22 protein-coding genes are annotated in these 24,869 nt (G+C 65.5%); 10 read left to right on the forward strand and 12 right to left on the reverse strand.

Features of this window, described 5'->3' with window-relative positions:
- The first annotated feature begins 122 nt into the window (after window positions 1-122).
- Entirely contained in the window at window positions 123-935 is an 813-nt protein-coding gene (locus IC234_RS03615; protein WP_190922459.1) for a M48 family metalloprotease, read from the forward strand.
- A 176-nt stretch (window positions 936-1,111) separates the two neighbouring features.
- On the opposite strand, the gene IC234_RS03620 is transcribed toward IC234_RS03615, so the two are convergent.
- Window positions 1,112-1,795 (reverse strand): LON peptidase substrate-binding domain-containing protein, encoded by a 684-nt coding sequence (locus tag IC234_RS03620; protein ID WP_317173317.1) that lies wholly within the window; start codon window positions 1,793-1,795, stop codon window positions 1,112-1,114.
- A gap of 102 nt (window positions 1,796-1,897) precedes the next feature.
- Here IC234_RS03620 and mtgA point away from each other — a divergent pair, with 102 nt between their 5' ends.
- Window positions 1,898-2,662, forward strand: a complete 765-nt coding sequence (gene mtgA / locus IC234_RS03625) for a monofunctional biosynthetic peptidoglycan transglycosylase (protein ID WP_190922460.1) — start codon at window positions 1,898-1,900, stop codon at window positions 2,660-2,662.
- Between the two features lie 2 nt (window positions 2,663-2,664).
- Entirely contained in the window at window positions 2,665-3,150 is a 486-nt protein-coding gene (locus tag IC234_RS03630; RefSeq protein ID WP_223827443.1) for a YybH family protein, read from the forward strand.
- A gap of 78 nt (window positions 3,151-3,228) precedes the next feature.
- On the opposite strand, the gene IC234_RS03635 is transcribed toward IC234_RS03630, so the two are convergent.
- Window positions 3,229-4,332: an App1 family protein gene (locus tag IC234_RS03635; protein ID WP_190922461.1), complete on the reverse strand. Its 1,104-nt coding sequence runs from the start codon at window positions 4,330-4,332 to the stop codon at window positions 3,229-3,231.
- Between the two features lie 177 nt (window positions 4,333-4,509).
- On the opposite strand from IC234_RS03635, the gene IC234_RS03640 reads away from it, so the two are divergent.
- Window positions 4,510-5,631 carry a DNA topoisomerase IB gene (locus tag IC234_RS03640; RefSeq protein ID WP_190922462.1) on the forward strand — a complete coding sequence of 374 codons (1,122 nt, stop codon included), beginning with the start codon at window positions 4,510-4,512 and terminating at the stop codon, window positions 5,629-5,631.
- An 11-nt stretch (window positions 5,632-5,642) separates the two neighbouring features.
- Here the strand turns inward: IC234_RS03640 and IC234_RS03645 are convergent, their stop codons facing one another.
- Both IC234_RS03645 and IC234_RS03650 read right to left on the reverse strand, forming a co-directional pair.
- Window positions 5,643-7,151 carry a hypothetical protein gene (locus tag IC234_RS03645; RefSeq protein ID WP_190922463.1) on the reverse strand — a complete coding sequence of 503 codons (1,509 nt, stop codon included), beginning with the start codon at window positions 7,149-7,151 and terminating at the stop codon, window positions 5,643-5,645.
- Window positions 7,152-7,254: 103 nt separating this feature from the next.
- The gene (locus IC234_RS03650; RefSeq protein ID WP_190922464.1) at window positions 7,255-8,865 is read right to left on the reverse strand and encodes a hypothetical protein; all 1,611 of its coding nucleotides are present in this window, start codon (window positions 8,863-8,865) and stop codon (window positions 7,255-7,257) included.
- Window positions 8,866-9,043: 178 nt separating this feature from the next.
- Here IC234_RS03650 and IC234_RS03655 point away from each other — a divergent pair, with 178 nt between their 5' ends.
- Window positions 9,044-10,657 (forward strand): hypothetical protein, encoded by a 1,614-nt coding sequence (locus tag IC234_RS03655; protein ID WP_190922465.1) that lies wholly within the window; start codon window positions 9,044-9,046, stop codon window positions 10,655-10,657.
- Here the strand turns inward: IC234_RS03655 and IC234_RS03660 are convergent.
- Together IC234_RS03660 and IC234_RS03665 are read right to left on the reverse strand one after the other, a co-directional pair.
- Window positions 10,654-11,370 (reverse strand): spheroidene monooxygenase, encoded by a 717-nt coding sequence (locus tag IC234_RS03660; RefSeq protein WP_223827444.1) that lies wholly within the window; start codon window positions 11,368-11,370, stop codon window positions 10,654-10,656. The genes IC234_RS03655 and IC234_RS03660 overlap by 4 nt on opposite strands.
- Before the next feature lie 110 nt (window positions 11,371-11,480).
- On the reverse strand, window positions 11,481-11,990 hold the full coding sequence (locus IC234_RS03665; protein ID WP_190922466.1) for a pyridoxamine 5'-phosphate oxidase family protein: 510 nt from the start codon (window positions 11,988-11,990) through the stop codon (window positions 11,481-11,483).
- A gap of 115 nt (window positions 11,991-12,105) precedes the next feature.
- Here IC234_RS03665 and IC234_RS03670 point away from each other — a divergent pair, with 115 nt between their 5' ends.
- Window positions 12,106-12,708 (forward strand): acyl carrier protein phosphodiesterase, encoded by a 603-nt coding sequence (locus IC234_RS03670; RefSeq protein WP_190922467.1) that lies wholly within the window; start codon window positions 12,106-12,108, stop codon window positions 12,706-12,708.
- A gap of 112 nt (window positions 12,709-12,820) precedes the next feature.
- On the opposite strand, the gene IC234_RS03675 is transcribed toward IC234_RS03670, so the two are convergent.
- On the reverse strand, window positions 12,821-13,336 hold the full coding sequence (locus IC234_RS03675; RefSeq protein ID WP_190922468.1) for an FKBP-type peptidyl-prolyl cis-trans isomerase: 516 nt from the start codon (window positions 13,334-13,336) through the stop codon (window positions 12,821-12,823).
- Between the two features lie 234 nt (window positions 13,337-13,570).
- Between IC234_RS03675 and IC234_RS03680 the strand changes: the two genes are divergently transcribed.
- Both IC234_RS03680 and IC234_RS03685 read left to right on the forward strand, forming a co-directional pair.
- Window positions 13,571-14,713 (forward strand): SMP-30/gluconolactonase/LRE family protein, encoded by a 1,143-nt coding sequence (locus IC234_RS03680; protein WP_190922469.1) that lies wholly within the window; start codon window positions 13,571-13,573, stop codon window positions 14,711-14,713.
- A gap of 227 nt (window positions 14,714-14,940) precedes the next feature.
- Window positions 14,941-15,198 (forward strand): hypothetical protein, encoded by a 258-nt coding sequence (locus IC234_RS03685; protein WP_190922470.1) that lies wholly within the window; start codon window positions 14,941-14,943, stop codon window positions 15,196-15,198.
- A 45-nt stretch (window positions 15,199-15,243) separates the two neighbouring features.
- Here the strand turns inward: IC234_RS03685 and IC234_RS03690 are convergent, their stop codons facing one another.
- From IC234_RS03690 to IC234_RS03705, 4 genes are all read right to left on the reverse strand, one after another.
- The gene (locus tag IC234_RS03690; RefSeq protein WP_317173318.1) at window positions 15,244-17,235 is read right to left on the reverse strand and encodes an AAA domain-containing protein; all 1,992 of its coding nucleotides are present in this window, start codon (window positions 17,233-17,235) and stop codon (window positions 15,244-15,246) included.
- A gap of 91 nt (window positions 17,236-17,326) precedes the next feature.
- Window positions 17,327-17,686 carry a hypothetical protein gene (locus IC234_RS03695; RefSeq protein ID WP_190922471.1) on the reverse strand — a complete coding sequence of 120 codons (360 nt, stop codon included), beginning with the start codon at window positions 17,684-17,686 and terminating at the stop codon, window positions 17,327-17,329.
- Between the two features lie 95 nt (window positions 17,687-17,781).
- Window positions 17,782-19,098: a DASH family cryptochrome gene (locus IC234_RS03700; RefSeq protein WP_190922472.1), complete on the reverse strand. Its 1,317-nt coding sequence runs from the start codon at window positions 19,096-19,098 to the stop codon at window positions 17,782-17,784.
- 73 nt (window positions 19,099-19,171) lie between these two features.
- Entirely contained in the window at window positions 19,172-19,819 is a 648-nt protein-coding gene (locus IC234_RS03705) for a hypothetical protein (RefSeq protein ID WP_190922473.1), read from the reverse strand.
- Between IC234_RS03705 and IC234_RS03710 the strand changes: the two genes are divergently transcribed.
- Window positions 19,818-20,291 carry a hypothetical protein gene (locus tag IC234_RS03710; RefSeq protein ID WP_190922474.1) on the forward strand — a complete coding sequence of 158 codons (474 nt, stop codon included), beginning with the start codon at window positions 19,818-19,820 and terminating at the stop codon, window positions 20,289-20,291. The two genes, IC234_RS03705 and IC234_RS03710, sit on opposite strands and share 2 nt — an antisense overlap.
- 72 nt (window positions 20,292-20,363) lie before the next feature.
- Entirely contained in the window at window positions 20,364-23,882 is a 3,519-nt protein-coding gene (locus IC234_RS03715) for a DEAD/DEAH box helicase (RefSeq protein WP_190922475.1), read from the forward strand.
- Between the two features lie 21 nt (window positions 23,883-23,903).
- On the opposite strand, the gene IC234_RS03720 is transcribed toward IC234_RS03715, so the two are convergent.
- Window positions 23,904-24,791 carry an FKBP-type peptidyl-prolyl cis-trans isomerase gene (locus IC234_RS03720; RefSeq protein ID WP_190922476.1) on the reverse strand — a complete coding sequence of 296 codons (888 nt, stop codon included), beginning with the start codon at window positions 24,789-24,791 and terminating at the stop codon, window positions 23,904-23,906.
- Window positions 24,792-24,869: the final 78 nt, after the last annotated feature.

The raw sequence follows: 24,869 nt of genomic DNA on the forward strand, positions 1-24,869 counted from the left end.
CCCCCAGCCGCTGCGGCAGAATAACCAGAACGAAAAGGGTGCGTTAAAAGCGCATCGGGCCGGGCCCGATGCCGGCTGCCTGTGGCCGGACTCCACTTTTACCCACCCTTTTCTTCTCATCCATGCGACTCAATCTCCGCTTTATCATTGCCATCATCGTGGCGGCGGTTTCCCTCTTTGGCTACTACTTCAACACCTCGAAAAACGAGGTGACCGGCGAAACCCAGCACGTGAACATGAGCGCCGAGCAGGAAATTGCCCTGGGCCTGCAGGCCGCCCCCGAAATGGCCGCCCAGTACGGCGGCGAAAGCCCCGACGCCCGCGCCACGGCCGCCGTGCAGCAGGTGGGCCAGAAAATCATTGCCAGCACCAAGGCCGGCAAGACGCCCTACAAATTCCAGTTTCACTTGCTGGCCGACGACCAGACCATCAACGCGTTTGCGCTGCCCGGTGGGCAGGTGTTCATCACCCAAGGGCTGCTAAAAAACCTGACTTCGGAAGCGCAGCTGGCCGGCGTGCTGGCCCACGAAATCGGCCACGTGGTGGGCCGTCACTCGGCGGCCCAGGTGGCCAAGTCGAACCTGACCCAGGGCCTGGCCGGCGCGGCCACCATTGCTTCTTACGACCCCAATAGCCCCGGCAGCTCGGTGGCCAAAGCCGCCGTGGCCGCGGCCATTGCCAAGGTCATCAGCCTGCGCTTTGGGCGCAACGACGAGCTGGAGGCTGACAAGCTGGCCGTGGACTTTACGCCCCAGGCCGGCTACGACCCCCGCGCCATGATTCAGGTGATGAAAATGCTGGAACAGCAGGGCGGCCGCAGCTCCACGCCGGAATTTCTTAGCACCCACCCCGACCCGGGCAACCGCATTGGCGAGTTGCAGAAGGAAATTGCGGCGGAGTTTCCGCAAGGGGTGCCGGCTGGGCTGAAGGAGTAGTCCGAACCACGGATTCGTGCGGATTTTTCGGATTTCGCGGATTTTGTGGACGGCACATATGCCGGCAACCAATAAGTAAAAAGGCCGCTCATTGAGCGGCCTTTTTGTTGCATGCTATTCCGAGATAATCGTCTGCAAAATCCGCGAAATCCGAAAAATCCGCACGAATCCGTGGTTCAGAAATTAGGCGGGGTTAAGTTTTTGAAGTGGCCGTTCAGGCGCACCCGTTCTTTGAGGCGCTCGGTTTCCAGCACAATGGGCAGGATGGTGTCGAGGTGTTCGCGCACCATCTCCTGGCGTTCCAGTTCGCTGGTGGTGGCTAGCAACTGGTATTCCTGCTCGGTGCTGAAGCCAATGTGGTGAGCCACGTCGAAGATGCTGTAGTCGGGGGAGAGCTCCAGCAGCAGCTTGCGCAGGCCCAGGGCCTCGTAGAGCTGGCGCACCTGCACCGTGATGATGTCGCGCAGCACGGGGTCGGCCTCATTGTCCTGCATCACGTCTTCGACCAAGCCGCCGGCGTAGAGCTTGCCCGGCGCCTGGCGGTAGAACTTGTTGATGCGGAACACGCCTTCGGCTTTGGTGCGGATGTCGAGCTCGCCGCTGGAATAGGTCTGTTCCACGCTCACGAGGCGCATTTCGGTGCCCAGCTCGCTGAGCGAATTGTCGAGGTAGGGCGGAATGCCGAAGGTGGTGTTTTGCTCGATGCACTCGCGCACTAGCTGGCGGTAGCGGGGCTCGAAGATGTGCAGGTTGAGTTTCTCACCCGGAAAAACCACCAGATTGAGCGGGAAAAGCGGCAGCAGGCGGGCCATGAGCGAAGGGCGGGTAAGAAGAAACGTGAGCAGTAGCGTAACAGCCAATGCCCGGGGTTGGGTTTGGCCCGTCGGCCAAAGCAGGGCCCGGATTGCCCGAAAGGTAGGCGGCAAAGCCGAAACCACGATTGAGACGCTACTTTTGCGCCGATGTCGTCAGAAGCGTTGATTCCCGATTTGTCGTTGTTGTTGAAAAAAGCCGGGCGCCTGCTGCTGCAGGTAGTGGCCGCGCTGTTTCTGGCCTCGGTGGCCTGGGTGCTGATGTACCGTTGGGTGGCCCCGCCCGCCACCTGGCTCATGCTCGACCGCCGGGCGCACGCCCCCATCGGGCTGGGCTACTACGGCATTCAGCCCGAGCCGCGCCACATCAACTACCAGTTTCGCACCCTCGACGAAGTTGCCCCGGCCGTGCCGCTGGCCCTGGTGGCGGCCGAAGACCAGCGCTTTCTTATTCATCACGGCTTCGATTTCGACGCGCTGACCAAAGCCGCCAAACGCAACTGGAACGGCGACGGCACCCACATTGTGGGCGGCAGCACCATCTCGCAGCAGGTGGCCAAAAACGTGTTTTTGTGGCACGGGCGCAGCTACGTGCGCAAGGCCGCCGAGGCCTATTTCACGGTGCTGATTGAGTTTTTGTGGAACAAGCGGCGCATCATGGAGATGTACCTGAGCGTGGCCGAGATGGGCGACTGCACCTTTGGGGTGGAGGCCGCCAGCCAGCGCTATTTTGGCAAGTCGGCCAGCCGCGTGACGCCCGCCGAAGCCGCCCTGCTGGCCGGCGTGCTGCCCAACCCGCTGCGCTTCCGGGCGTCGAACCCGGGGCCGGTGGCCCGCGCCAAGCAGCAGCGCGTGATGCGCAACATGCGCCGCCTGGGCGGCGTCACCTACGTCAACACCCTTCTCAACAAATAGCCATGATGCCGTTGTCGTCTGCTTCTAACTGGCTGCTCCGGGCCGGCGTGGTCTTCGGCCTCAGCGGCTGTGCGGCCACGGCGCCCGCGGCCCTCACGCCGCAACGCGCCGCTGAGGCGCAGCAGGCCATCCGCCAGGTGCTCACCACGCAGGCCGCGGCTTGGAACCGGGGGGACATTCCGGCCTTTATGGAAGGCTATTGGAAATCGGACTCACTCGTCTTCATTGGCCGCAAGGGGCCCACGTATGGCTGGCAGCCCACGCTCGACAACTACGTGAAAAACTACCCCACTGCCGCTGCGATGGGGCAGCTCGATTTCAGCGATTTGCGTATCACCATGCTGGCGCCCATGGCAGCGCAGGTGGTGGGGCAGTGGCACCTGGCCCGGCCGGCGGCCGGCGACGTGGGCGGGTACTTCCTGCTGGTGCTGCGGCAGGTGGACGGGCAATGGAAGGTGGTGGCCGACCACACGAACAGCGCGCAGTAGGTGCGATTATAAAAACGCGACACCGAGTGTCTCAGCGTTAGCGTCGTTTACGCGTTTGGTTCCACGCATAGGCGGACGTTACCCCACCAGCCCCAGCCCCGCCGCGTGGGCCGCGGCCGCGGCATAGTCGGCCACCAGCAGCATGGGCACATCCTCACGACCCAATTCCTCAATAATCGGTCCGACCAGGGCGGCGCGTTCCGGCACCTGCACGTCGCGGATGTAGATGGCGCGAATGCGGCCGGGGTGGCGGCGCACCACTTCGCGGTAGATGCGGGCGTCTTCCTGGCCGCTGTCACCGCAGAGCACGAAGGGCAGGGCGGGGTAAGTGGTCAGGATGTCGTCGATTTCGTGCAGCTTGTGGGCGAAGTGAATGGCGGCCGAACCGGAGATGCCCGCCGGCACGGGGGCCTTGGGGCGGGCAATGCTGAGGTCGCGCAGCAGGAGCGGGCCGGTGGGGATGTCGTGCAGCTTCAGGAACTCAGCCAGCAGGTCGTAGAGGTTCCAGGGGCTGCTGCTCACGTAGAAAAAGGGGTTGTCGGGACGGCCGGTGCGGCCCTGCTGGAGCCGGCGGTAGAACTCGGCCACGCCTTCGAAAGGCTGTTTGGATTGGGCGTTGCTGAAGAGCACGCGCCCCAGCATCTTCACGATGTTGGTGGCACTGGTTTCAAACACCGTGTCGTCGAGGTCGGAAATCACGCCAAACTCGGCGCTGGGCGGCGGCACCAGCACATGGGCTTTGGTGGCAATGGCCTCGGTGGGCAGCTTCAGAAACGTGGGCAGCCGGGCCACGCGCACGGGCACGGGGTACCAGAGGTAGTCTTCGGGTGCGGGCAGCGCCTGCGGCTCGATGACGAGCGTGAAATAGCCTTCGTCGTCGGTGCTCACGAGGTGCTGGCTGCTGTCGGGCAGCTCGGCCACCAGGTCGGCTCCGGCCACTTCGCGGCTGTTGAAGCGGCGCACCATGCTGCGGAAATTGCGCCAGGGCGAATCGGTGGCGGTGGCGGCGGTCAGGCCGGGGTCGGCCAGCAGGCGGCCTTTGATGTAGAACTTCCGGGCGGTGCCGTAGCTGCGGTAGGCGTCGATTTGCAGGGGCCGCAGCCAGCCGCGGCGGGCCGAGAAGCGGGTCAATAAGTGGTCGGACCACTCCGAAATGTTGGACAGGGCATTGGGCAGCTTCATGGGGCAAACCTACGGCCGGCAAGCCGTAGCGTGTATTCTGCGAGTCGGCGCAATCCGAAGCGGTGAAGAAAATTCGACCAGGCGCGGGCTCGCAGAATCCGTGCCTGGGCTGGTCGGCCATGCAGCGGGCTTTTGCGTAGAAGCTCAACCTTGAATTCCCGTTCCCTTCGCTGTTCCATGTCCACCGCCACCGCTGCCCAACCCAAAACCCGCAAGAAAACCCTGCTGCCGCAAGACGAGGCGCACATCGTGTACAAAGACCCCGCGCGGCAGGCCCAGATGGCCGGCCTGCGCTACGCCACCGACCAGGGCAAGGGCATCAGCCGCAAAGCCACGCGCACGGGCAATTTCGTGTACCACGACGCCCAGGGCCAGAAAATCACCGACCCCAACACGCTGGAGCGCATCAACAGCTTTGTGATTCCGCCGGCCTGGACCGACGTCTGGATTTCGCCCTCGGCCAACACCCACCTGCAAGTGACCGGGCACGACACCCTGGGCCGCAAACAGTACCGCTACCACGCCGCCTGGGACGAAATGCGCAGCCTCACCAAGTTTTCGCGGCTGCGCACCTTTGGCGAGAAGCTGGCGCCCCTGCGCGAGCAGTTCAACAAAGACCTGAAGCGCCCCGGGCTCGACCGCGAAAAAGTGGTGGCCTTGGTCCTGACGCTCATGGACCAGTCGTTCATCCGGGTGGGCAACAAAGAATACGCCAAGAAAAACGGCAAATCGAAGCCCAGCTACGGCCTCACCACCCTGCGCGACCAGCACGTGGCCATTGACGGGGCCGACGTCAACTTTGCGTTTGTGGGCAAGAAAGGGGTGCCGCACGACGTGACCCTGCATGATGCCCGCCTAGCGCGGCTGGTGCGCAAGTGCAAGGAAATTCCCGGCCAACACCTGTTTCAGTACTACTCGGCCGATGGGCAGCGGCACGCGCTGGAGTCGGGCGACGTGAACGAATACCTGCACCGCCACACCGGCCTGGCGCTTTCTGCCAAAGACTTCCGCACCTGGGGCGGCACCGTGAAAATGGTGGAATGCCTCGAAGCCGTGCTGCGCGAAGAACCCGAGCTGGCCCCCGAAAAGGTGATAAAAAAGGCCGTGAAAGACGTGGCCGCCGGCCTGGGCAACACGCCCACGGTGTGCTCCAAATACTACATTCACCCGCAGGTGGTGGAGCTGTTTAAGTCGGGCCAGCTCATCGAATACCTGCGCAAGCACGACGCCGAAGCCAAGGCCGGCGACCTGCTTTCGCCCATTGAGCGCCTGGTGCTGAAAATGCTGGAACAGGCCTAACCGGCGACCGGCTACTCCTCGGCGGGCAGGTCGTAGGCGTGCTTGGCCGGGGCGCTGCCCTGCTCGAAGCGCAGGCCACGGGCGCCTGTGGGCCCGCGCAGCTCGTCGGTGCCCGGGCCGCCGTATACGCGAATGCGGGGCCGGGAAACCGCAGATGCGCCGTGCTCCTCCACCACAAAAACGTCGTCGCCTCCCAGCCCTTCGAGCTGAATCTGCTGCGTTTCGGCGGGCAGAAAAGTGCGCTGATACAGCCGGCTGGCCGACTGGGCGGCAGGGCCGGCCCCGTACACGGCCACCACGGTAGAATCGGCGTAGCGGTGTATCTCGAACCGCTCGGCCCGAGCCGTGCCGCCGATGTACGGGCGGCGTGCCAGGCGCAGGTACCAGCGGTCGGCCAGAGCCGGCAGCTGGGCCCGCCGGCTTTGGAGCGCGGCCGTGAGGCGTGGGCCTTCCAGCGCGTAGGCCGAGGCGGGTAGGCGGCGTAGGGCCCGTGCCACCAGGGTATCGGGCAGGCGCTGCTGCAAAGCCTGGGCCGCCGCCCGAAACTGCGCCCGCGTCAGTTGGTTCAGGCCCCGCTCATCGAGGTATTCGCCGTTGGAAAGCAGGTTTTCCTCGTTGGGAAAGTGCGCCGAAAACGTGGTCCAATGGCGCACGGCAACGTGCCCGATGAGCCACCCCAGCACCCCGTCGTCGAGGCGGTAAAACACCATGTCGCGGTCCTTGGGCAAGGGCGCAATGGTGGTGGCCCCGCCGCCCGAAGTGGCCAGCCAGTTCCACTGGCCGGGGTGCCGGTCCCAGTCGCCCAGCCAGGCATCGAGCAAGCGCGCCCGAAGTAGGGCCGGCTGGTCGAGGCGTTGGGCGGGGGTTGAAAAGACTTTTTCGAACGCCTCTTTGCTGCCCAGAATGTCAACTTTTTTCCCTTCGGACACCGGCGAAGACGTTTTTTCTTCTAGGTACGCGAGCTGGCCCCGGAACAGCCGCAGCGAGTCGCCCTGGAAGGCCGGGTCGTCGGGCCGCACGTAAAACAGGCGCGGCGAGGTGTGCGGCACGCCGGCCGCCGCCGCCAAGGGCGGCACCACGAGCGCGGCATACGGGTTGGTCGACGACACATTGTCGCGCAGCACGTTCACCAGGAACGTGTTGCGCAATAACTCGGGCGTGGCCCGAATGGGGTCTTTGTCGACGGTGCGCAGCACGTAAGCCCGGCCATCGGGCGCCAGCAGGTTCAGGCTGGTGCTATTGAAGCCACCGCCCACCTTGCCCGGCCGCAGCCGGCTCGGGGAGAGCTGCAGCACCGGCACCGTGACGGGGGCCGCCCAGGTGGCCCGGTGGTGGCGGCCCACCAGAGCACCGTAGAGGCGGCCGTGGCGGGCGTATTGGCGGCCCGCCGTGACGCCCCGCACGCTGTCGGCGGTGGCGGGCAGGGGCTGGGCCCGCGCGGCATCGGGGCGGGCGTCGGGCTGAAAGAAGTTCTGGCGGGCGCAGCCGCCAAGCAAGCCGCTCAGCGTTCCAAAAGCCAACAGGTATACGGGTAAGCGGGGCGGCATCAAGGGCAAGTTCAACAAAACGGTCGAGCCTTGAACGAAGGCCGCCCGAAAATGGCTGGTGGGAAAGCGCGCGGGGCTAGTCGTCATTCAGACGCTCGTAAGCGCGGTAGCTTTTGCGGGGCAGGCTGGGCCGGCGGGCATTGGCGGCCGTCATGTCGGAAGCTTCGTCATAGAGACGCAGGCGCCGGGCGCTGCCGCTCAGCTGCAGGCGGTCGTGCCCGGCCCCGCCGTAGAGGCGCAGCGGCATGGGCCGTGCCGTGCCCACGGTGGAAATTTCGAACACGTCGTCGCCGCCCAGGGCGTCGAGGCTCAGCTCGTGGGTTTCGGACGCGAAATAGGTGCGCTGGAAGCGCAGGGAGTCGCCCGCGCTGTGCCGGGCCAGGGCGGCCGAAAACACACGCACGGTGGTGGAATCCGGGTAGCGCTTCACCACAAACCGCTCGGCCTGGGCCGTGCCGCCCAGCGTGGGCGCATGGGCCAGGGTGAGGTAAAAGTCATCGGCGGCGGCGGGCAGGGCGTTGCGGCGCGTCTGCAGGTAGGACGTCAGCCTCGGCCCTTCGAGGGCATACACGGCCGGCGGCAGCCGGTGCATGGCCCGCTGAATGAGCGTGTCGGGCAGGCGCCGCTGCAAATCGGCCGCCATGCGCCGGAAATCGGCCCGGGTGAGGGCGGAAAGGCCGCGCTCGTCGATGAACCGCGACTGCTTCACGAGGCCGGGCACGTAGCCGTAGCTGGCTTTGAACGTATGGAACTGCGGCGCGATGAACCGGCGCGAGGCCAACCACGGCACGAGGCCGTCGTCAAAGCGGAAATATACCTGGTCACGGTCTTTCGGAATGGCCTGATAGCGCACCCGGCCGCCGCGCTCCCGAAAGGCGGCCCATTGCCACTGGCCTTCGTGCCGGTCCCAGTCGCCAATCAGGAGGTCGAGCAGGCGTGCACGCAGAAACGCGGGCTGGTCGATGCTGTGCGAAGGGTGGGTGTACACTTGCTTCAGCATGGCCTCGCCGCCCAGGAAGTCGCCGGCGCCGGCCAGGTCGGGGGTGCGCGACGCCAGGGCGTCGTACTTCTCTTCGAGCAGGGCCAGCTTGCCCCGAAACCGCTCCGAACCTTCGCCCAGGCCAGTTTCGTCGGGCCGCACGTACACCAGGCGGGGGCAGGCGTGGGGCACCCCGGCGGCGGCGGCCAGCGGCGGCACCGTGAGGGCGCCGTAGGGGATGGCGGCAGAGGTGGCGTCGCGCACGGCATTCAGCAAGAACGTGTTGCGCAGCACCTTGGGCAGGGTTTTGCTGGGCTCCTTGTCGAGGGCGCGGAGGGCAAACTCGCGTTTTTGCGGCCCTTCCAGCGTCATGCTGATGCTTTGGTAGCCGCCGCCCATCTTGCTGGGCTGCAGGCCGCCGGGCACGGCCGTGGCCAGCCGCAGTACCGGGGCCGTGACGGGCGCGGCCCACACGTCGCGGTAGTGGCGGCCCCAAAACCAATAGTAGGTGGGCCAGTGGCGGCTGTAGTGCCGGCCCGCGGCGGCCTGTACGGAGTCGGCCCCCGGGGGCAGCGGGGCCGTGCTGCCCACGCCCACGCGGGCATCGGGCTGGAAATAATCGCGCCGGGCGCAGCCGGCGTCGCCCAGGCCCAGCAGGGCCAGCAGGCAGGCAGCGGCGGGGGAGAGGCGCAAGGAAAAAAAAGGCATCCAGGAAAAAAAGGCAGGAAGTATGTGCCTTTAACGCAACAGCGCGGCAAAAGTCGGCCCGTGATGGTCAGTGGCATAACCGTAGCGCCGGGGTTTGCAGTATACACGGGCTCACACCTGGTCATCTGACCCGCCCAGCGGCGCACCGGCCCTGAAAAAAATGCCACGTTTGTTTCGGATGTCTCGCGGAGGGTTGCTACGGGTATGGGGCACGGTGGCGGGCGCCGCCGCGGCCGTGGGCCTGGGGCTGGCCGGCTGCTCGCACACCGCGCCGCCCGGCAGCGCCCTGGCCCAGTGGGCGCCCGATTCGGCCACCGTGAAGCTGGCCGCAGGGCCCCAATACGCCCGCGGGCCGGTGTGGCGGTTTTTCTGGGGGGAGCACTACCGCAGCTTGTGGGCCACGCCCGTCACGGTGCCCGTCATTCGGCTGGCCCGGGCCGAGCTCGATAGCCTGACGCCCATGCGGGCCGGAGGCAGCTACCAGAGCCGCACCCTGCGCCTGCGCACCGCCGCCGGCCACCAGCTGGTGCTGCGCTCCGTGGACAAAGACATGAGCCGGGCCCTGCCCGCCGGCTGGATGCGCAACTGGCTCAGCGGCCTCATGCGCGACCAAACCAGCGTGTCGCAGCCCTACGGTGCGTACATCGCCGCACCGCTGGCCGAAGCCGCCGGCGTGTACCACGCCAACCCGCGCCTGGTGTACCTCGCCAACGACCCCGCGCTGGGCAAGTTTCAGCCCGGCTACGCCAACGCCCTGTACCTGCTGGAAGAGCGGGCCGAGGGCGACCAGGAACATCAAGCCAGCTTCGGCGGCTCGCGGGCCATCTTCAACTCGCACCGCATGCTGGCGGCCCTGCGCCAGAGCCCCAGCTACCAGCCCGACGCCCGGGCCTACCTGCGCGCCCGCCTGCTGGATATGTGGCTCGGCGACTGGAGCCGGCGCGAAGACCAGTGGCGCTGGGCGAGCTTTCTGGAAGGGGGCGGGGTAGTGTTCCGGCCCATTCCGCGTGACCGGGACCAAGCCTTTTTTCGGTTCGATGACGGCGTGCTCACGCGGCTGCTGTCGTGGTTTCTGCCCAAGTTTCAGAGCTTTCACGCCACCATCAAGCCGGGCAGCGTGGAAGGCCTCACCCGCACTGCCCGCGCCCTTGACCGCACGCTGCTGAGCACCCTGAGCGCCGAAGACTTTCGGCAGGAAGCAGATTCGCTGCAGCGGCGCCTCAGCGATGCCGCCATTGCGCAGGCCCTCACGGCCGGCCCCAAGGAAACACAGGCGACCATTGCCGAGCAGCTGGGGCCGGCGCTGCAGGCACGACGGGCGCAGCTGCCGGCCGTGGCCCGGCGCTATTTTGAGCTGCTGGCCGAAGAAGCCTGGGTGCCCGGCACCGACCGCGCCGAACGGTTTGAGCTGACCGGTGCCGGGCCGGGGCAGCTGCGGCTGCGCGTACTGGCCATTCGCCCGGCGCGGCCCGATAGCCTGATTTCAGAGCGGGTGTATGCCCAGCACGATACCAAAAAGCTGAGCCTCTACGGCCTGGCCGGCAACGACGTTTTCACGATAGACGCCGCCGCGCCCGGCATTGCCGTGGCCCTGTACCCCGGCGAAGGCCAGGACCGGGTCGTCCTGCCCGCTGCCGCGAAGGCGGAGGCCGCAAAGCCCCTCATATTGTGGTACGGCCGGCCCGGCAGCCCCGCGCCGACCTTACCGGGCCTCACCGTGGAGCAGGACCCCGAGCCGTGGCTCAGCGCCACGGCGGCCGGCTGGCTGCGCCGCTACAACCTGCAGGATTAGCCCCGGCCCACAAGCCCGGCCATGGGGTCGGCCCCATCCAGCGTGCCCGTGCTGCTCAGCACCTGAAACCGGGCAAACAACTCCTCGGCGTACCAGTTTTCGCGCCGCGTGAGCTGGATGACCTCGCGGTGGCGCACGTCGCGGTAGGCGTATTCTTGCATGGCTTGGGCTGATTCCCACACGCTGAACGTGGCCTGCCGCACCACCGGCAGCTCGCCCAGCCCGAGGGCGGCGCGCACGCCTACTGCGCCGGCCAGGGCCGCGCTGGTGGGCTCCACAAACTGCCAGAACCGCCGCGTTTTCGCCCAGCGAATACTGGCCCGGGTGAGCACGGCCACCGGCGCCGGGGCCGACGCCGGAAGCGGGGCAGCTTCGTAATCGAACGGGCGCTGGCCGTCCCACAGGCCCTGCGCCTTGAGGGGGGCCAGCTGCAGGGTCCACAGCTCGGCGCTGCGCTGCTGATAGGTGGCCCAGAGCGGGTGCTGGCCGAAGAAATCCTCGGCCGCCGCTGCGTCATCCCACACGGCCATGAAGCCGTAGCGGTCGAGGTTGGGCCAAAAACCGAAGCCGTTGCGGGCGCCGCTGCCCAGTAGCTTGAAAAAGCGCAGCCCCGGCACCCGGGCCAGCTTTGCGGGCGACGTGCCCATTTGGGCCAGGCCCCAACGCCGGCGGCCGGGCTGTAGCGTAAAAACGGTGAGCGTGGTGAGGGGCATGCAACTGAAAAAACAAAGAAACGCCGCGCGGCATAGCCCCGCGGCGCTGAAACAACAAAAAAAGGCCGGAATTGCTTCCGGCCTTTTCACGGGCTACGCGCGGGGCGCGGTTATTTGGGAATCACCACCGACTGGCGGTCGGCGCTGGGCTGGTCCCGCTCGCCGGTGATGACGGCTTTGGCGTAGGTGTAGGCCCGCAGCAGCGTCGAATTGGGCGAATCCCAGAACTCGCCCTTGTCGATGGTCACTTTCAGCAGGGCAATGTTGGGGTCGTCGGAACCTTTGGGGAACCAGCCGCGCAGGCCTTCGCTCCACAGTTCCTTGATTTTGGCGCGGTCCGTCACCACTTGGGCGGTGCCGGTGATGGCCACGTAGAGGTTATCGTCGGGCTTGGAGTAGCCCAGGTTGACGTGACGGTCCTTTTGCAGCTCGCCCACTTTTTGCGAGTCTTGCTCGGTGAAAAACCAGAGCGTGCCATCTTCCTCCGGCTGCGAGGTATACATGGGCCGCGAGTGCAGCTCCGTGCCGTTTTCGATGGTCGTCATCATGGCAATCTTGATGTCCTTGATTTTATCGACGAGCTTGGTTACGTCGTGGCTTACGGCAACTTGGTCGGCCATGGGAGTAGGTGTTTTGGAAAGAAAAATGAGAAAAGAAGTACTGGGCTTACGGCCTGAGCCGCTGACTTGTTTCCTACGGTTGGGACAAACGGGCCGCTTGGTGGTTGTATCGGCCATGAACTTCCTGGCCCACCTCTTGCTCTCCGGCCCGCCCGCCGCGGCCCACTACGCCGACCTGCTGGTGGGCAATTTCATTGCCGACTCGGTGCCCGGCCGCCAGCTTGAAAAGTACCCCGCCGCCGTGCAGGCCGGCATCCGCCTGCACCGGGCCATCGACACCTTTACCGACCAGCACCCCGTGGTGCGCCGCAGCACCCGGCGCCTGCGCCAAGCCGGCTACGGCAAATACGCCGGCGTCATTTCCGACGTGTTTCTGGACCACTTCCTGGCCCGCGCTTTCGAGGATTACTCTGCCGAAGCGCTGCCCGAATTTTCCCAACGCGTGTACGCGCTGCTCACGGCGCGTCGGGCCGACATGCCGCCCCGCGTGCAGCACTTCCTGCCCTACATGACCGAGCACAACTGGCTGCAGGGCTATGCGCAGGTCGAAGGCATCCGGCGCGCCCTCTCTGGCCTGAGCCGCCGGGCCACGGCCGGCTCGGGCATGGAAACAGCCACGGCGGAGCTGGAGCGGAACTATGCGGCGTATGAGGAGGACTTTGGGGAATTCTTCCCGCAGCTCCGGCAGCACGTGGATGCGTTTATCACCATGGTATAGAAACGCGACACTTCGCGTCTCTACACCGCAAAAAGCCCCGGCACTGTGCAGTGCCGGGGCTTTTTCGTTTAAGGGATGGTCGTTGCGGTCGCAACTACCGCCGGGGGCTTGCCTAGTGGTGGTGGCCGCCTTCGCCGTGTACGTGGCCGTGGGCCAGCTCTTCGGCGGTGGCGTCGCGCACGTCCTGCACTTTGCCGGCGAAGTGCATCACCATGCCGGCCAGGGGATGGTTGAAGTCCATTTTCACGCCCGTGTCGCCGATGCTGACCACTTTGGCTTGCATGTGGTTGCCTTCGTTGTCGGCCATGGGCAGGAAGTTGCCGGGCTGCAGCATTTCCTCGTCCAGCTTGCCGTCGATGAGGAACACCTCTTTGGGTATTTCCACCAGGGCCTGCTCGTCGTAGTCGCCGTAGGCCTGGTCGGGGGTGAGGCTGAACTGGAATTCGTCGCCGGGGTTTTTGCCGTCGAGCTGCGACTCAAATTCCTCGGGCAGGCCGCTGTGGCCGAAAAGGAACACCATGGGCGAGTCGGCCTCGGCCGATTCCACCAATACTTTTTCCTGGTTTTCGTCGGTCACGCTGAGGTCGTAGGTGATGGTGACGACTTTGTTGTCGCTGATTGCGGCCATAAGAGTGCGGGCCGGGCAAGCCGGCCGGGGAGTGGGTGGTAAGAAAAATTTACGGGCAAGATAAGTACGCAAAACCCGGCGGCGCAGCCACCCCCCGCCCGGGATTTTGTGGGCGGGCCGGGCGAGCGGGCCGTAACCTCGTCCTTCTCGCTGCGTTTAGCCGGCTGGTGGCGGCGACTTCGCGTTGAGCGCCACGCCCTTCTTTTCTCTCCTTTCCTATTCTTTCCTGAGTGTATGCGCAACCTGATTCCGGTGCTGCTGAGCGGCGCCCTGCTGGCCAGCTGCCAGTCGAATGACCCCAAAACCGAACGCGAGGCCGTGAACAAAGAGGCCGTGGTGAAGGCCGATGCCGACAGTGCCGGCGCGTCGGCGCCCGCGGTGCCCACCATCGGCAGCCCCAAGCTGCTGTTCACCCTCGACGACGCCCACAACACCCCCGACGGCCTGGCCCTGGCGCCCAACGGCCACCTCATCCTGTCGGTGCCCAACCTGGCCGATAACAGCCAGCCGGCTTCGCTGATGGAGATTGTGAACGACTCGCTGCAGCTCTTTGCCACCAACCTGCCGGTGGAGCCCACCACCAAAAAAGCGGCGCCCATGGACTTGGCGTTCGGGCCCGACGGCAACCTGTACTACGCCGAAAACCAGTACGAAAACAGCAAGGATTTCAAATCGCGCCTGATGAAGGTGCAAATGAAAAATGGCAAGCCCGGCGCCATCACCACCGTGGTCGACAATTTCGCCCTGGCCAACGCGGTGGTGTGGAAAGGCAACACGATTTACGTGACCGACAGCCAGTGGGACATGCCCGACAATGACAAGGGCAGCGCCGTGCTGCGCTTCACGCTGGCCGAGCTGAACAAGGGCGTGGTGCATCTGAAGCCCAAAACCAAAGACCCGCACGTGCTGGCCACCTTTAGCACCACGGTGAACGAAACCGGCGTGGACAACGGCGCCGACGGCCTGGACTACGACAGCAAAGGCAACTTCTACACCGGTTCTTTCGGCGACGGGCGCCTCTACAAAATGACGCTGAAAGCCGATGGCAGCCTCGCCAAGCAAGAAATCCTGACGCTGCAGGGCAAGCAGATTCCCTGCGTCGACGGCCTCATCATCGACCGCAGCACCGACAAGCTCTACCTCTGCAACTCGCGCGAAAACGCCATCGAAGTGGTGGACCTGCGCAACAACAACGCCGTGACCACCCTGGCCCAAAACGGCGATACCGACGGCACCGGCGGCCTCCTCGACCAGCCGGCCGAAGTCCTGCTGAAAGGCAAGCGCCTTTACATTTCCGATTTCGACAAGCCGGAAAAGAAGTTTGTCAACTCAAAATCGGACGCGCCGCACACCATGTCGGTGATTGACCTGCCGTAAGAAAGTAGGGTTGAGACTAGCAAAAAGCGGGGCCGCGTCCAAGGTGTTTTTCCTGTGGCGCGGCCCCGCTTTTTATGCTTTCGGTAAGTTCAGCGGATGAATGTTTTTTTGCAGAGGCGCACCCACTTGCCCTCGTAAGCGCTGCATTTGCTCGGTAAACCCGCCGCAAAAGCCAGCCCCCGGCCCAATGGCCCGCGTAGAAATGGTAGAACCTTCCGCCATTTCCCATGCCCCTGCACCCCGAGCTAGACAAAAAACTCAGCAAATCCTTCGAGCCCAAAACCAGCATCGACGACGTGTTTAAAGGCTACGACATCACCTTTCTCACCAACGAACACGGCGAGCCTGTGACGCTGTTTTTCGGCAAGCGGCGGCCCGATGGCCTCATCGTCGGCGAGCGGTACACCCGCACCATTAAGCGAGAACCGGGCAGTCTGGCCGTGAAGCACAGCCACTGGGACAACCGCGGCAAAATCATGCGCTGACTAAGAACGAGCGTTGAGATGCGACACTTCGCGTCTCGACACCCGCTAATCCTGCAGCTCCCAGGCCGTGCGGTAGCCCCCGATGCGCTCGATGTACTCCAGCATGGCTTTGAAAAACGGGTGCGCGCTAAGCGTCGACGAGTCGCCCACGAGCAGCAGCTTGCGGCGCGCCCGCGTCATGCCCACGTTCATGCGGCGGATGTCGCTCAGGAAGCCGATTTCGCCGTGGTTGTTGCTGCGCGTGAGCGTGATGGCGATGATGTCGCGCTCCTGGCCCTGAAACGAGTCCACGGTGCCCACGCTCAGCATGCGGTGCTCCAGGAGGCCGGCCAGCTCGTCGTTGCCCTCAATGGCGTCCTTCAGGTAGTTGATTTGGGCGCGGTAGGGGGCTATCACGCCGATGGTGAGCAGGTCTTCCTCGTGGTCGGCGGGGTCGTAGGGTTCGAGCAGCTGCGCCAGGCGCTTGAGCAGCAGGCCGGCTTCTTCGGGGTTGGCGGTGGAGCGGCTTTCTGGGATGGTGATTTCCTGGAAGCCGAAGCCGGCCGTGTCCAGAAACTCCACCGGCAGGTCGGGCGCGAAGCTCAGGTCGTACTCGTCCAGGCCGGCGTGGCGCACGCTTTCGTGGGCTTCCAGCTTGCCTTCATAAAATTGTTCCGAGCTGAATTCCATAATCTGCTCGTGCATGCGGTACTGCACCGTGAGCATGCGGGCCGTGGCCGGCTGGCGCTTGATGCACTTCTCGAACAGGGTTTCGCGCAGGCCGTCGCGGGCGGCTTTCTCGCTTTTGACGGTGGGCGGCAGCTGGTGGTGGTCGCCGGCCAGCACCACGCGGTTGGCCTTGGCGATGGGAATCCAGCAGCCCGGCTCCAGGGCCTGGGCGGCCTCGTCGATGAACACCGTTTCGTAGGTCAGGTGACGGATGTTGCGGTTGGCGGCGCCCACCAGCGTACAGGTTATCACCTGCACCGATTCCAGCAGGTCTTCGGTGATGTAGCGCTCCAAATCGTCGGCCTGCTGAAACAGCATGCGCGCCTCTTCCTTCAGCTGGCGGCGGTGCTGCTGCTCCTCGTAGCCGAAGTTGCGCACGTACTTGCTCGCGGTTTCGCGGTACTGCTCGGCCGTTTGGCGCATCGAGCGCAGCTCGTTGTAGCTTTTGTGGGCCATCACTTGGGCGTCGAGCGTGTGCTCCAGCAGCAGGTCCGACACGCGGCTGGGGTTGCCCATCCGGATGACGTTGACGCCGCGCTCGGCCAGCTTTTCGGTGAGCAGGTCCACGGCCGTGTTCGAGGGCGCGCACACCAGCACGCGCCGCTCGCGCCGGATGGTTTCCAGAATGGCCTGCACCAGCGTGGTGGTTTTGCCGGTGCCGGGCGGGCCGTGAATGATGGCCACGTCCTGCGCCGCCAGCACGTGCCGCACGGCGGCCAGCTGCGAGGCGTTCAGCGGGCTGGGATAAAACAAGTCGGTGGATTTTTCCTCCCGAAAACGGGCTTCCTTGGCGCCCAGCAGCACGTCGCGCAGGTGGGCGAGGCGGTCGCCGTAGGCGCCCATCACCTTGCCCAGGGCGTAGTCCATCTCGCGGTAGCTCACCTCGTCAAACGTGAGGTCGATGCCCAGCTTGCCGCCTTCGAGCACCCAGTCGGGCAGGTCTTCCTTGGTGGTGGCCAGCAACAGCTTGTTGCGTCGCACGCTGGTAATCACCCCGCTGAGCGTGGGCCGGTCGGTGGCCGAGCGGCCGGGAATGTTGCCAAACAGCGAGGCGTTTTTGCCCACCTGAAACAGGTGCAGGCCCTGCTGGCCGGCCGGGCGCTCCAGCTCGAGCACCACTTTGCCACCAAAGCCAATTTCTTCCTTGGCAATGGTGACGGGGTACCAGGTCAGGCCGCGCTGCTGGCGCTCGGCAATGCTGGCCTTGGCGTTTTTAATCTTGAATTGCTCCAGGTCTTCCTTTTGCTCCAGCTGCATGAGGGCCTGGGTGTGGCGCAGCTCTTTTTCGAGGGCGTAAGGGTCGGTGGGGGTGAAGGTGGTATCGGACAAAAGAATGCGGGTTGATTTCGTTGGATGAATAACAACGAAAACGGAAAATGAGTGGCCGAAGGTCAGGCGCTTTTTCGGAAGCCCGGGGGCTTTAGGCAAAAAAGTCGTCCGGGTCGGTCTGGCTGAGGTATTTCTGCAGCTTGGGCAGCGAGCCGAAGTAGGGGAGCACGCACGCCAAAAACTCGTCGGCAATGGCGGCGTTGCTGGCATAGGCCACGAAGGCAGTGCCGCTTTCCGTCAGCTCCAGCTCGTTGAGCAGGGCAGGGGCATGCTCCTCCACGATGGTTTCGAGGTGCTCGGCCCAGGAAGCCGGCGTGCCTCCGTAGCCGAAGTGTTGAAACAGCCGATAATACTCCTCCAGTCCGCCCACATCGGCAAAAATGACCATCTCGTACTCGGGCGAGATGGGCGGTGGGGCGGTGGCCAGCTGAAAAGGAAACGTATCGGACATGCGGCGAAGGTACGTCCGGCCCGCAGCGCGGACTTGCCGTTCGCGTGAGAGCTTCGGGGAATAGGGTCGGTTTCGGCGCCGACTAAAAGCCCGCGCTACTGGCTCCAGGTGCGCACGTAGCGCTGCTGCGGGTCGTAGCGCCGGGCCTGTTGGGCCACGTCGAAGGCCGTGTCGCGCACGTCGGTGCCGGTGCCGGCGATGTACTTCCAGTTGCCCCAGTTCGAGGCCGCGTCGTGGTCGATGAGCTGGTGCTCGAACCAGGCCGCGCCCCAGCGCCAGTCCTGGTGCAGGTCGTGGATGAGGTAGCTGGCCACGTTCTGCCGGCCGCGGTTGCTCATGAAGCCGGTGGCTTCCAGCTCGCGCATGTTGGCGTCCACAAAGGCATTGCCGGTGCGGCCGGCAGCCCAGTCCTCAAACACCGCCCGGTCGGGCCGGGTGGGCTTGGGCAGCTGCTCGCGCAAGCCGCGCCAGCGGAAGAAGTCGGGCCCGGTCCGGTAAGCCAGCAGGCGGAAATAGTCGCGCCACAGCAGCTCCAGTCGCAGCTGCATGGCCCCTTTGCTGCGGGCGCCGTGGGTGGCATCGTAGTCGTCGATGGCCGCCCAAATCTGGCGGGCCGAGAGGCTGCCGTTGGCCAGCCAGGGCGAAAACTTGGTGCTGAAGGCCTCGCCGAGCATCTGGTTGCGGGTGTCGTCGTAGCGGCCAATGAGGTGGCGCTCCACGGCGTAATTGTGCAGGCGGGCCAGGCCGGCGGTTTCGCCCCCGCCCAGCGCGGGCAGGGCCGAGCGGCGGTCGGGGCGAATGCGAATCAGCGAGGGCTGACCAAGCTTGGCGGCTATCAGCCCAGCAGTGGGCAAGGGCGCGGGCGCGAACCCCTCGGGCAGCGTCGGCAGCCGGCGCGGCGCGGGCAGCGGGGGGCGCACGCTCATCTTCGAAAAGACATCAAACCGAAACTTGCTGAACGAGTACGGCAGGTTGCGAAGCGGAATGGGCAGGTCGTTGGGGTGTAGCAGGGTGAGGGTCTCGAAGCGGCGCAGCGGCACTTGCGGCCCTAAAGCTGTTACCAGGGCGTCTTCGGCTTCGTCTTCTTCAGTGGTGTGCTCGGTGCTGGCATACACAGCCTGCGCGCCCACCTGCCGGGCCAGGGCGGGCAGCACGTCCTCGGGCCTCCCCACGACGAAGTGAATGCCGGAGCCCAACGCGGCGTAGCGTTGCTGCAAATCGGCCAGCGTTTCGAGCAGGAAAGCCATCCGGTGCGGGCCGGTGCGCGGCAGGCCCAGGTAGGCATCAGCGCCCAGCTGCACGGGGTCGAAACAGTACACGGGCAGCAGGGTAGTGGCGGCGGCCGCAGCGGCGGTCAGAGCCTCGTTGTCGTGCAGGCGCAGGTCGTTGCGCAGCCAGTAGAGAACAGTCATGCGGGAAAACGGAACAGTTTGCCAGCCTAACAGGCATCACCGGGTTTCTTCCCGCAAGCCGTCCCGATACCGGCTACTTCCGCCGGCGGCGCAGCGCCACCAGCAGGCCCACGCACACCACCGACAGCCCGGCAATGAGGGCATCGCGCACGAAGTGGCCCTGCTTGGCCTCGGCCACTTCGGCTTCGAGGTCGCGCTGCTTGGCCGTATGCTGCCGTTCGCGCTGGCGCAGGTTTTCGGCCTCGTTCTCCAGCTCCGACAGGCGCTGGGACGTCACGTTGCGGTCGCCGCGGCTGGTGTTTTCCAGCTGGGTGGTGGTGGCCGCCAGGCGCACCGACGTGGTTTTGGCTTCCTGAGCGGTGCGATTGAGCACGTCCACAATCTGCTGGTCTTTGTCGACAATGCCCTGCAGGGCATCCACCACTTCCTGCAGGTCTTTCTTCGAGGGCTTGTTCCCGAACAGGCTGTGGCGCTGGGCACTGGCTTCGGCGTAGCGGCGCGTGAGCACCGCCCGCTCGCGCAGCAGGCCGGGCAGAGGGCTGTCGGGGTTGACGGCCGCCGGGGCGGCATCCTGGGCAAAAACGGGGGCAACGGGCGCTGCCGCTAACCCCAGCAGCAGCGCCAGCGCGGCGGAAAAACGGCGTTTGGCAAGCTGGGGCGTACTTTTGGGCTTTGATAGCAAGGAAAAAGGGAAGGCAACCATCATCAATAGACTGGGCATGAGAAATAGAACGTGGGTGTGGCTGGGCGTAATGGGAGTGTTGGCCACCGGGTGCAGCAGCGCCCGCAAAGCGCCGCCCTTGTACGGTGGTACGACAACCCTGCCCACGGCGGCTAACGAAAGCGGCAGCGCGGTAGTGCTCCCCTTTGTGGTGCGCGACGTGAGCGACGACGAAACCTACGGCTATTCCGAAAAGAACCCCATTCGCGTGGGCGGCGGCCGCTCGGCCGGGGTGCGCAACCAACTCCGTTACCTCAACGCGCTGAAAGGCCCGCAGGGCCAGGCCGTTACCTACGAGCGCAAGGCCAGCTGCTGCCCGTTCCGCACGCGCCGCGGCGTGGTCGACAACTCGGCCCTGCTCGACGTGTACGCCGTGACCTGGACCGGCAACCCCACGCCCGTCACGCTCTACCTCAACATGTACCGCGGCGGCAAGCTGCTGGCCCCGCGCGGTTTCACCGGCGCCCAATAGCAGGCACTCGCTCGCTGGAGAAGGCTGAAAAAAGCAGTACTTTTAACAGTCTGGCCCTCGTTTCTCGCTTCTATGTCTGCCCCATACTACGCACTTCTGGCGGCACTGGCTGCTGCCCCCGCGGCCGCACCCGCCGACCAGCTACCCCAGCTGCGCAAGCTGCTGGAAAAAGTGCTGCGCGACGAATGCAAGCACCAGAACACGCCCTTTGTCGACCTGAGCCAGGCCATCGGGCAGGTGGCTTTTCAGCGGGGGCTGCCCGCCGCCCTGCGCAGTCAGCTGCAGGCCTTGCGCCTCGCCGCCAATCTGGTGCTGCACGAAAGCTACGCCGGCACGCCCGCCGAGGTAGCTGCGGGTTTCGCCGCCGTGGCCGCGCTGGTGCTGCACCTCACCGGCGAAGTGTACGAGGGCCCGCGCTTGCCCGAAATCCCGGAAGCGGGCCCGGAAATGCCCGCCTTGCCGCCCGTTGGTCCCGCCGGGTTTGTGCCCGCCGAAAGTGCCCAGCCCGGCGCCACCTGGCGCGTCATCGTGCTGCACGTAGACGAGCCTCGACAGGAAATGACGGTGGAAATGGCCACCCCGGCCGACGGCTGCCCGGCCGCGCCTTTTCAGCTGCTATTGCCTGAGGCTTACCACAACCTATTCCCGCTGGCGGCGGCGCTGCATCCTACGCTGCACCTCATCGGGCCGGTGCTGCAGGCCGATGGCCGGGTGTGCCCGCGTCGGGTGGTGCTGGAGCCCGATTACCTAGTCAGCGTGACTACGATTGCCGAGTGCGCCCAGGCCACGGCCACCATTCCGGAGTGGGCGCTGATGAACGCCTTTCTGCCCGATGATACTTCCCGCCCGCTGGTGGTCGGAAACCTGGTGAACTTGCTGCTGGATGAAGAAGTGAGCCACGCCGCCCAGCAAGCCGAGATTGCCACGCTGGCCGATGCCGGCGCGGTAGCTGGCATCGGCCAGCGTGTGGTGGAAGAGTTCGACCTGGAAAAGTTTTTCAAGCAGCGCCTGTTCCGCGCCGCGCCGCTGGCCATCAGCACGCTGCCCGAGTTTCAGACGCGCACCGGGGTGCCCGAATTGCTCAACGACCTGCGCCGCCACCACCGCACCCTGCGCGAAACGCGCGTGCAGGGCTTTGTGGCTCAGAGCCGCACCGGCTACCAGCAGGAGCCCCTGCGCTTGGCCGACTGCTTTCTCGAACCCACCTTTCTCTCGGCTACCTACGGCCTGCAGGGCCGCCTCGACCTGCTGCACGAAAGCGCCACCGGCTACGACTTGGTAGAGTTGAAAAGCTCCACCAAAGTGCCGCACGCCGAGCCCTGGAGCAACCACGCCGCCCAGGCCCAGCTCTACCGCCTGCTGCTCGAATCGGTGTTTGGGGCCGACGGCGAAACGGCCGGCCGGGGCCGCACCAGCATCCTGTACTCCAACGCGGCCAGCGGGCAGCCCGCCGTGCGCCGCGTCGACCAGAATCAGGAGCTGATTGACCGGCTGCTCTCGGCCCGCAACCAGCTGGTAGGCATCGAGCTGCAGCTGGCCCGCGCCACCGGCCCCGTGCAGACGGCCCGCCTGCTTGCGCCCGTGCTACACCCCAACCTCACGGCGCTGCCGCCATTTGGCAAGGCCAAAGCCGAAAAAGTGGCCAACGCCTGGGCCGCCGCCGAACGCGTGGAGCGCGCCTACTGCCTGGAGCTGGCCCGCTTCACCGCCCGCGAAATGCGCCTCACGCTGCTCGGCGACGAGGCCCGGCCCGGCGATGCGGGAGGCCAGGCCGGCCTCTGGCGCCTGCCGCAGGCCCGCAAATTCCAGAACTTCAGCCTGCTCGATGACCTGGTGCTGCTGGAAGACAACAGCAACTCCCCCGACGACGCCCGCGACGGCCTGGGGCCGCACCTCATTTTTCAGCGCCCCGCCGAAGGCCGCGAAGTAAACTTCCGGGCCGGCGACACGCTGATTCTTTATCCTCGTCGGCGCCACCTCCGCGATGGCGCCGCGCTTGACCCCGGCAACAAAACACTTTCCGTGCTCGATGCCCAAGTGGTGAAGGTGGTGCTGGCCGAGGACCTGAGCGCCGATGGCCGCGTGGTGCTGAGCGTGCGCAACCGCCGCATGGCGCCGCGCTACCTGCAAGGCCACTCGCATTGGGCCCTCGAGCCCGACACCTACGACACTTTCCGGCGCGAATGGGCGGGATTGTCGGCGTTTCTGAGCCTGGCGCCGGAGCGCCGCAAGCGCCTGCTGGGCCGCACTGGCCCCCGTGAACCGGAGGAGTGGGGCCCCGGCGCGCCCCCGGCCACCTCGGCCAAAGAAGTGGTGGCCCGGGCCCTGGCAGCTCCCGATTGGTTTGTGCTGTGCGGCCCGCCCGGCACCGGCAAAACGCGCGCCGTGCTGCGCGAGCTGGCCGTCAATCTGTACCAGGAGCACAAACAGGTGCTGCTGGCGGCCTATACCAACCGCGCCGTGGACGAAATCTGCGAGCAGCTGGTCGAGGCTAAGTTGCCGTTTATTCGGGTGGGCTCGCGGCTGGGCACGGCGCCCGCGTACCGCCCTTACCTGCTCGACAACATGCTGCGCGACTGCACCAGCCGCCAGATGGTGCGCGGCCGCCTCACCACCTGCCCGTTCTATGTGGGCACCGTGGCCAGCCTGCTGGGCAAGCCCGAGTTATTCATGCTCAAGCAGTTCGATTTGGCCGTGGTCGACGAAGCCAGCCAGGTGCTGGAATCGCCCATGCTGGCCCTGCTGGCCAAAGTGCCCAAGTTCATCCTCATCGGCGACCACCGCCAGCTGCCCGCCGTGGTGGCCCAGGAACCCGAAGCCAGCGCCGTGGCTCCCGAGGTGGCCAAGCTGCTGCGCGACGAACTGGGCCTCACCAACCTGCGCAACTCTTATTTCGAGCGCCTGTTCCGGCGCGCCGAGGCCCACTGGCCGCACGCCCACGGCACCCTGGCCGACCAATACCGCATGCACCAGGAGCTGGCCGTGCTGGTGAATGAAGACTTCTACGAAAACCAGCTGCGCTGCCCGCAGCCCTGGCAGGCCGCCGCCCTCGACCGCGCCCACTGGCCCGCGCCGGCCGATGCGTTTGCGGCCGCGCTGCGGGCGCAGCGCGTGGTGTTTGTGCCCACCCAGCGCCTGCCCGAAGATTTGTCGATGAAAGAATCGGCGCAGGAAGCGGAGCTGGCCGGGCAGGCCGCCGCCTACGTGGCCCGGGGCTACGGGGCCGATTTTAACCCCGAAACCACGCTGGGCATCATCGCCAGCTACCGCAACCAGGCGGCCCGGATTCGGGCGCGGCTGGCGCAGCTGGCGCTGGAGCTTGACTTACCGGGCCTCACCCAAGTCAGCGTCGACACCGTGGAGCGCTACCAGGGCAGCCAGCGCGAGGTCATCATCGTGAGCTTCTGCTGCCACCACGAGCACCAGCTGGAGCTCATGGTGTCGCCCGACGAAAGCGGGCGCGTCGACCGCAAGCTGAACGTGGCCCTCACGCGGGCGCGCCAGCAGCTGGTGCTCCTCGGCAACGAGGACGTACTGAAACGGGCGCCGCACCACGCGGCCCTGTTGGCCCGGGTGCGGCGCCCGCTCTAGGAGTCAGGCCCGAAAGGACGCTTATTGCACGTCCACCAGCTCCACTTCAAAGCGCAAGACAGAGTTGGACGGAATGGTGGGCGGCACGCCGCGCACCCCGTAGGCCAGCGCCGACGGAATGATGAGCTGGGCTTTTTCGCCCTTGCGCATCAGCGCGATGCCGGCATCAAAGCCCAAAATCACCTGCCCACTGCCTATCACAAACTGAATCGGAACGTTATTGTGCTGCGAGGAAGCATCGAAAACGGTGCCCGTCGCGTCCATCAGGTGGCCGGTATAGAGCACCGACACGGTTTTGCCGGTGGCCGCGGGCGTCCCGCCGGGGTTGGCCAGCACGGGCAGGTAATACAGGCCGGATGCCTGCTTTTGGGCCGTGGTGATGTTATTGTCGGTCAGGTATTTCTTGATGAGGTTGTCTTCCACCACGGCGTTGTCCACCACTTCCACCTCGAAGCGCAGCACGGAATTGGCCGGGATGCTACCCACGGCGCGGTTGCCGTAGGCCAAGGCCGACGGAATGAGCAGCTCAGCCTTGTCGCCAATGTGCATCAGGGCCACCCCTTCGTCAAAGCCGGCAAGAATCTGGCCGGCGCCCACGGTGAAGGAGAGGGGCACGTTGTTGTGCTGTGAGGAGGCGTCGAACACCGTGCCGGCGGCGTCGAGCAGGTGGCCCGTGTAGATGACCGACACCGTAGTGCCGGTCTTCACCTGCACGGCGCTGGAGTTGGTTTGCACGGGCAGGAAGTACAGGCCCGAGGCTTGGCGCCGGGCGGTGGTGATGTTGTGGTCGGCCAGGTATTTCTTGATGAGGTCGTCATCGATGCCGCTGTAATCCTTCACTTCCGGTTCGTCTTTCTTGCACGAAGTGGCGAAAAAGCTGGCCGTGGCCAATAGGGCGAGAAGCCACAAACGGGGCAAAACTGCTAAATAGGGAATTTTCATGGGCCGTTTTTTACTGGTAAAAATAGTCACGCGCACCGCACTTCC

Source organism: Hymenobacter armeniacus (genome assembly GCF_014699055.1).
Taxonomy (GTDB): domain Bacteria; phylum Bacteroidota; class Bacteroidia; order Cytophagales; family Hymenobacteraceae; genus Hymenobacter; species Hymenobacter armeniacus.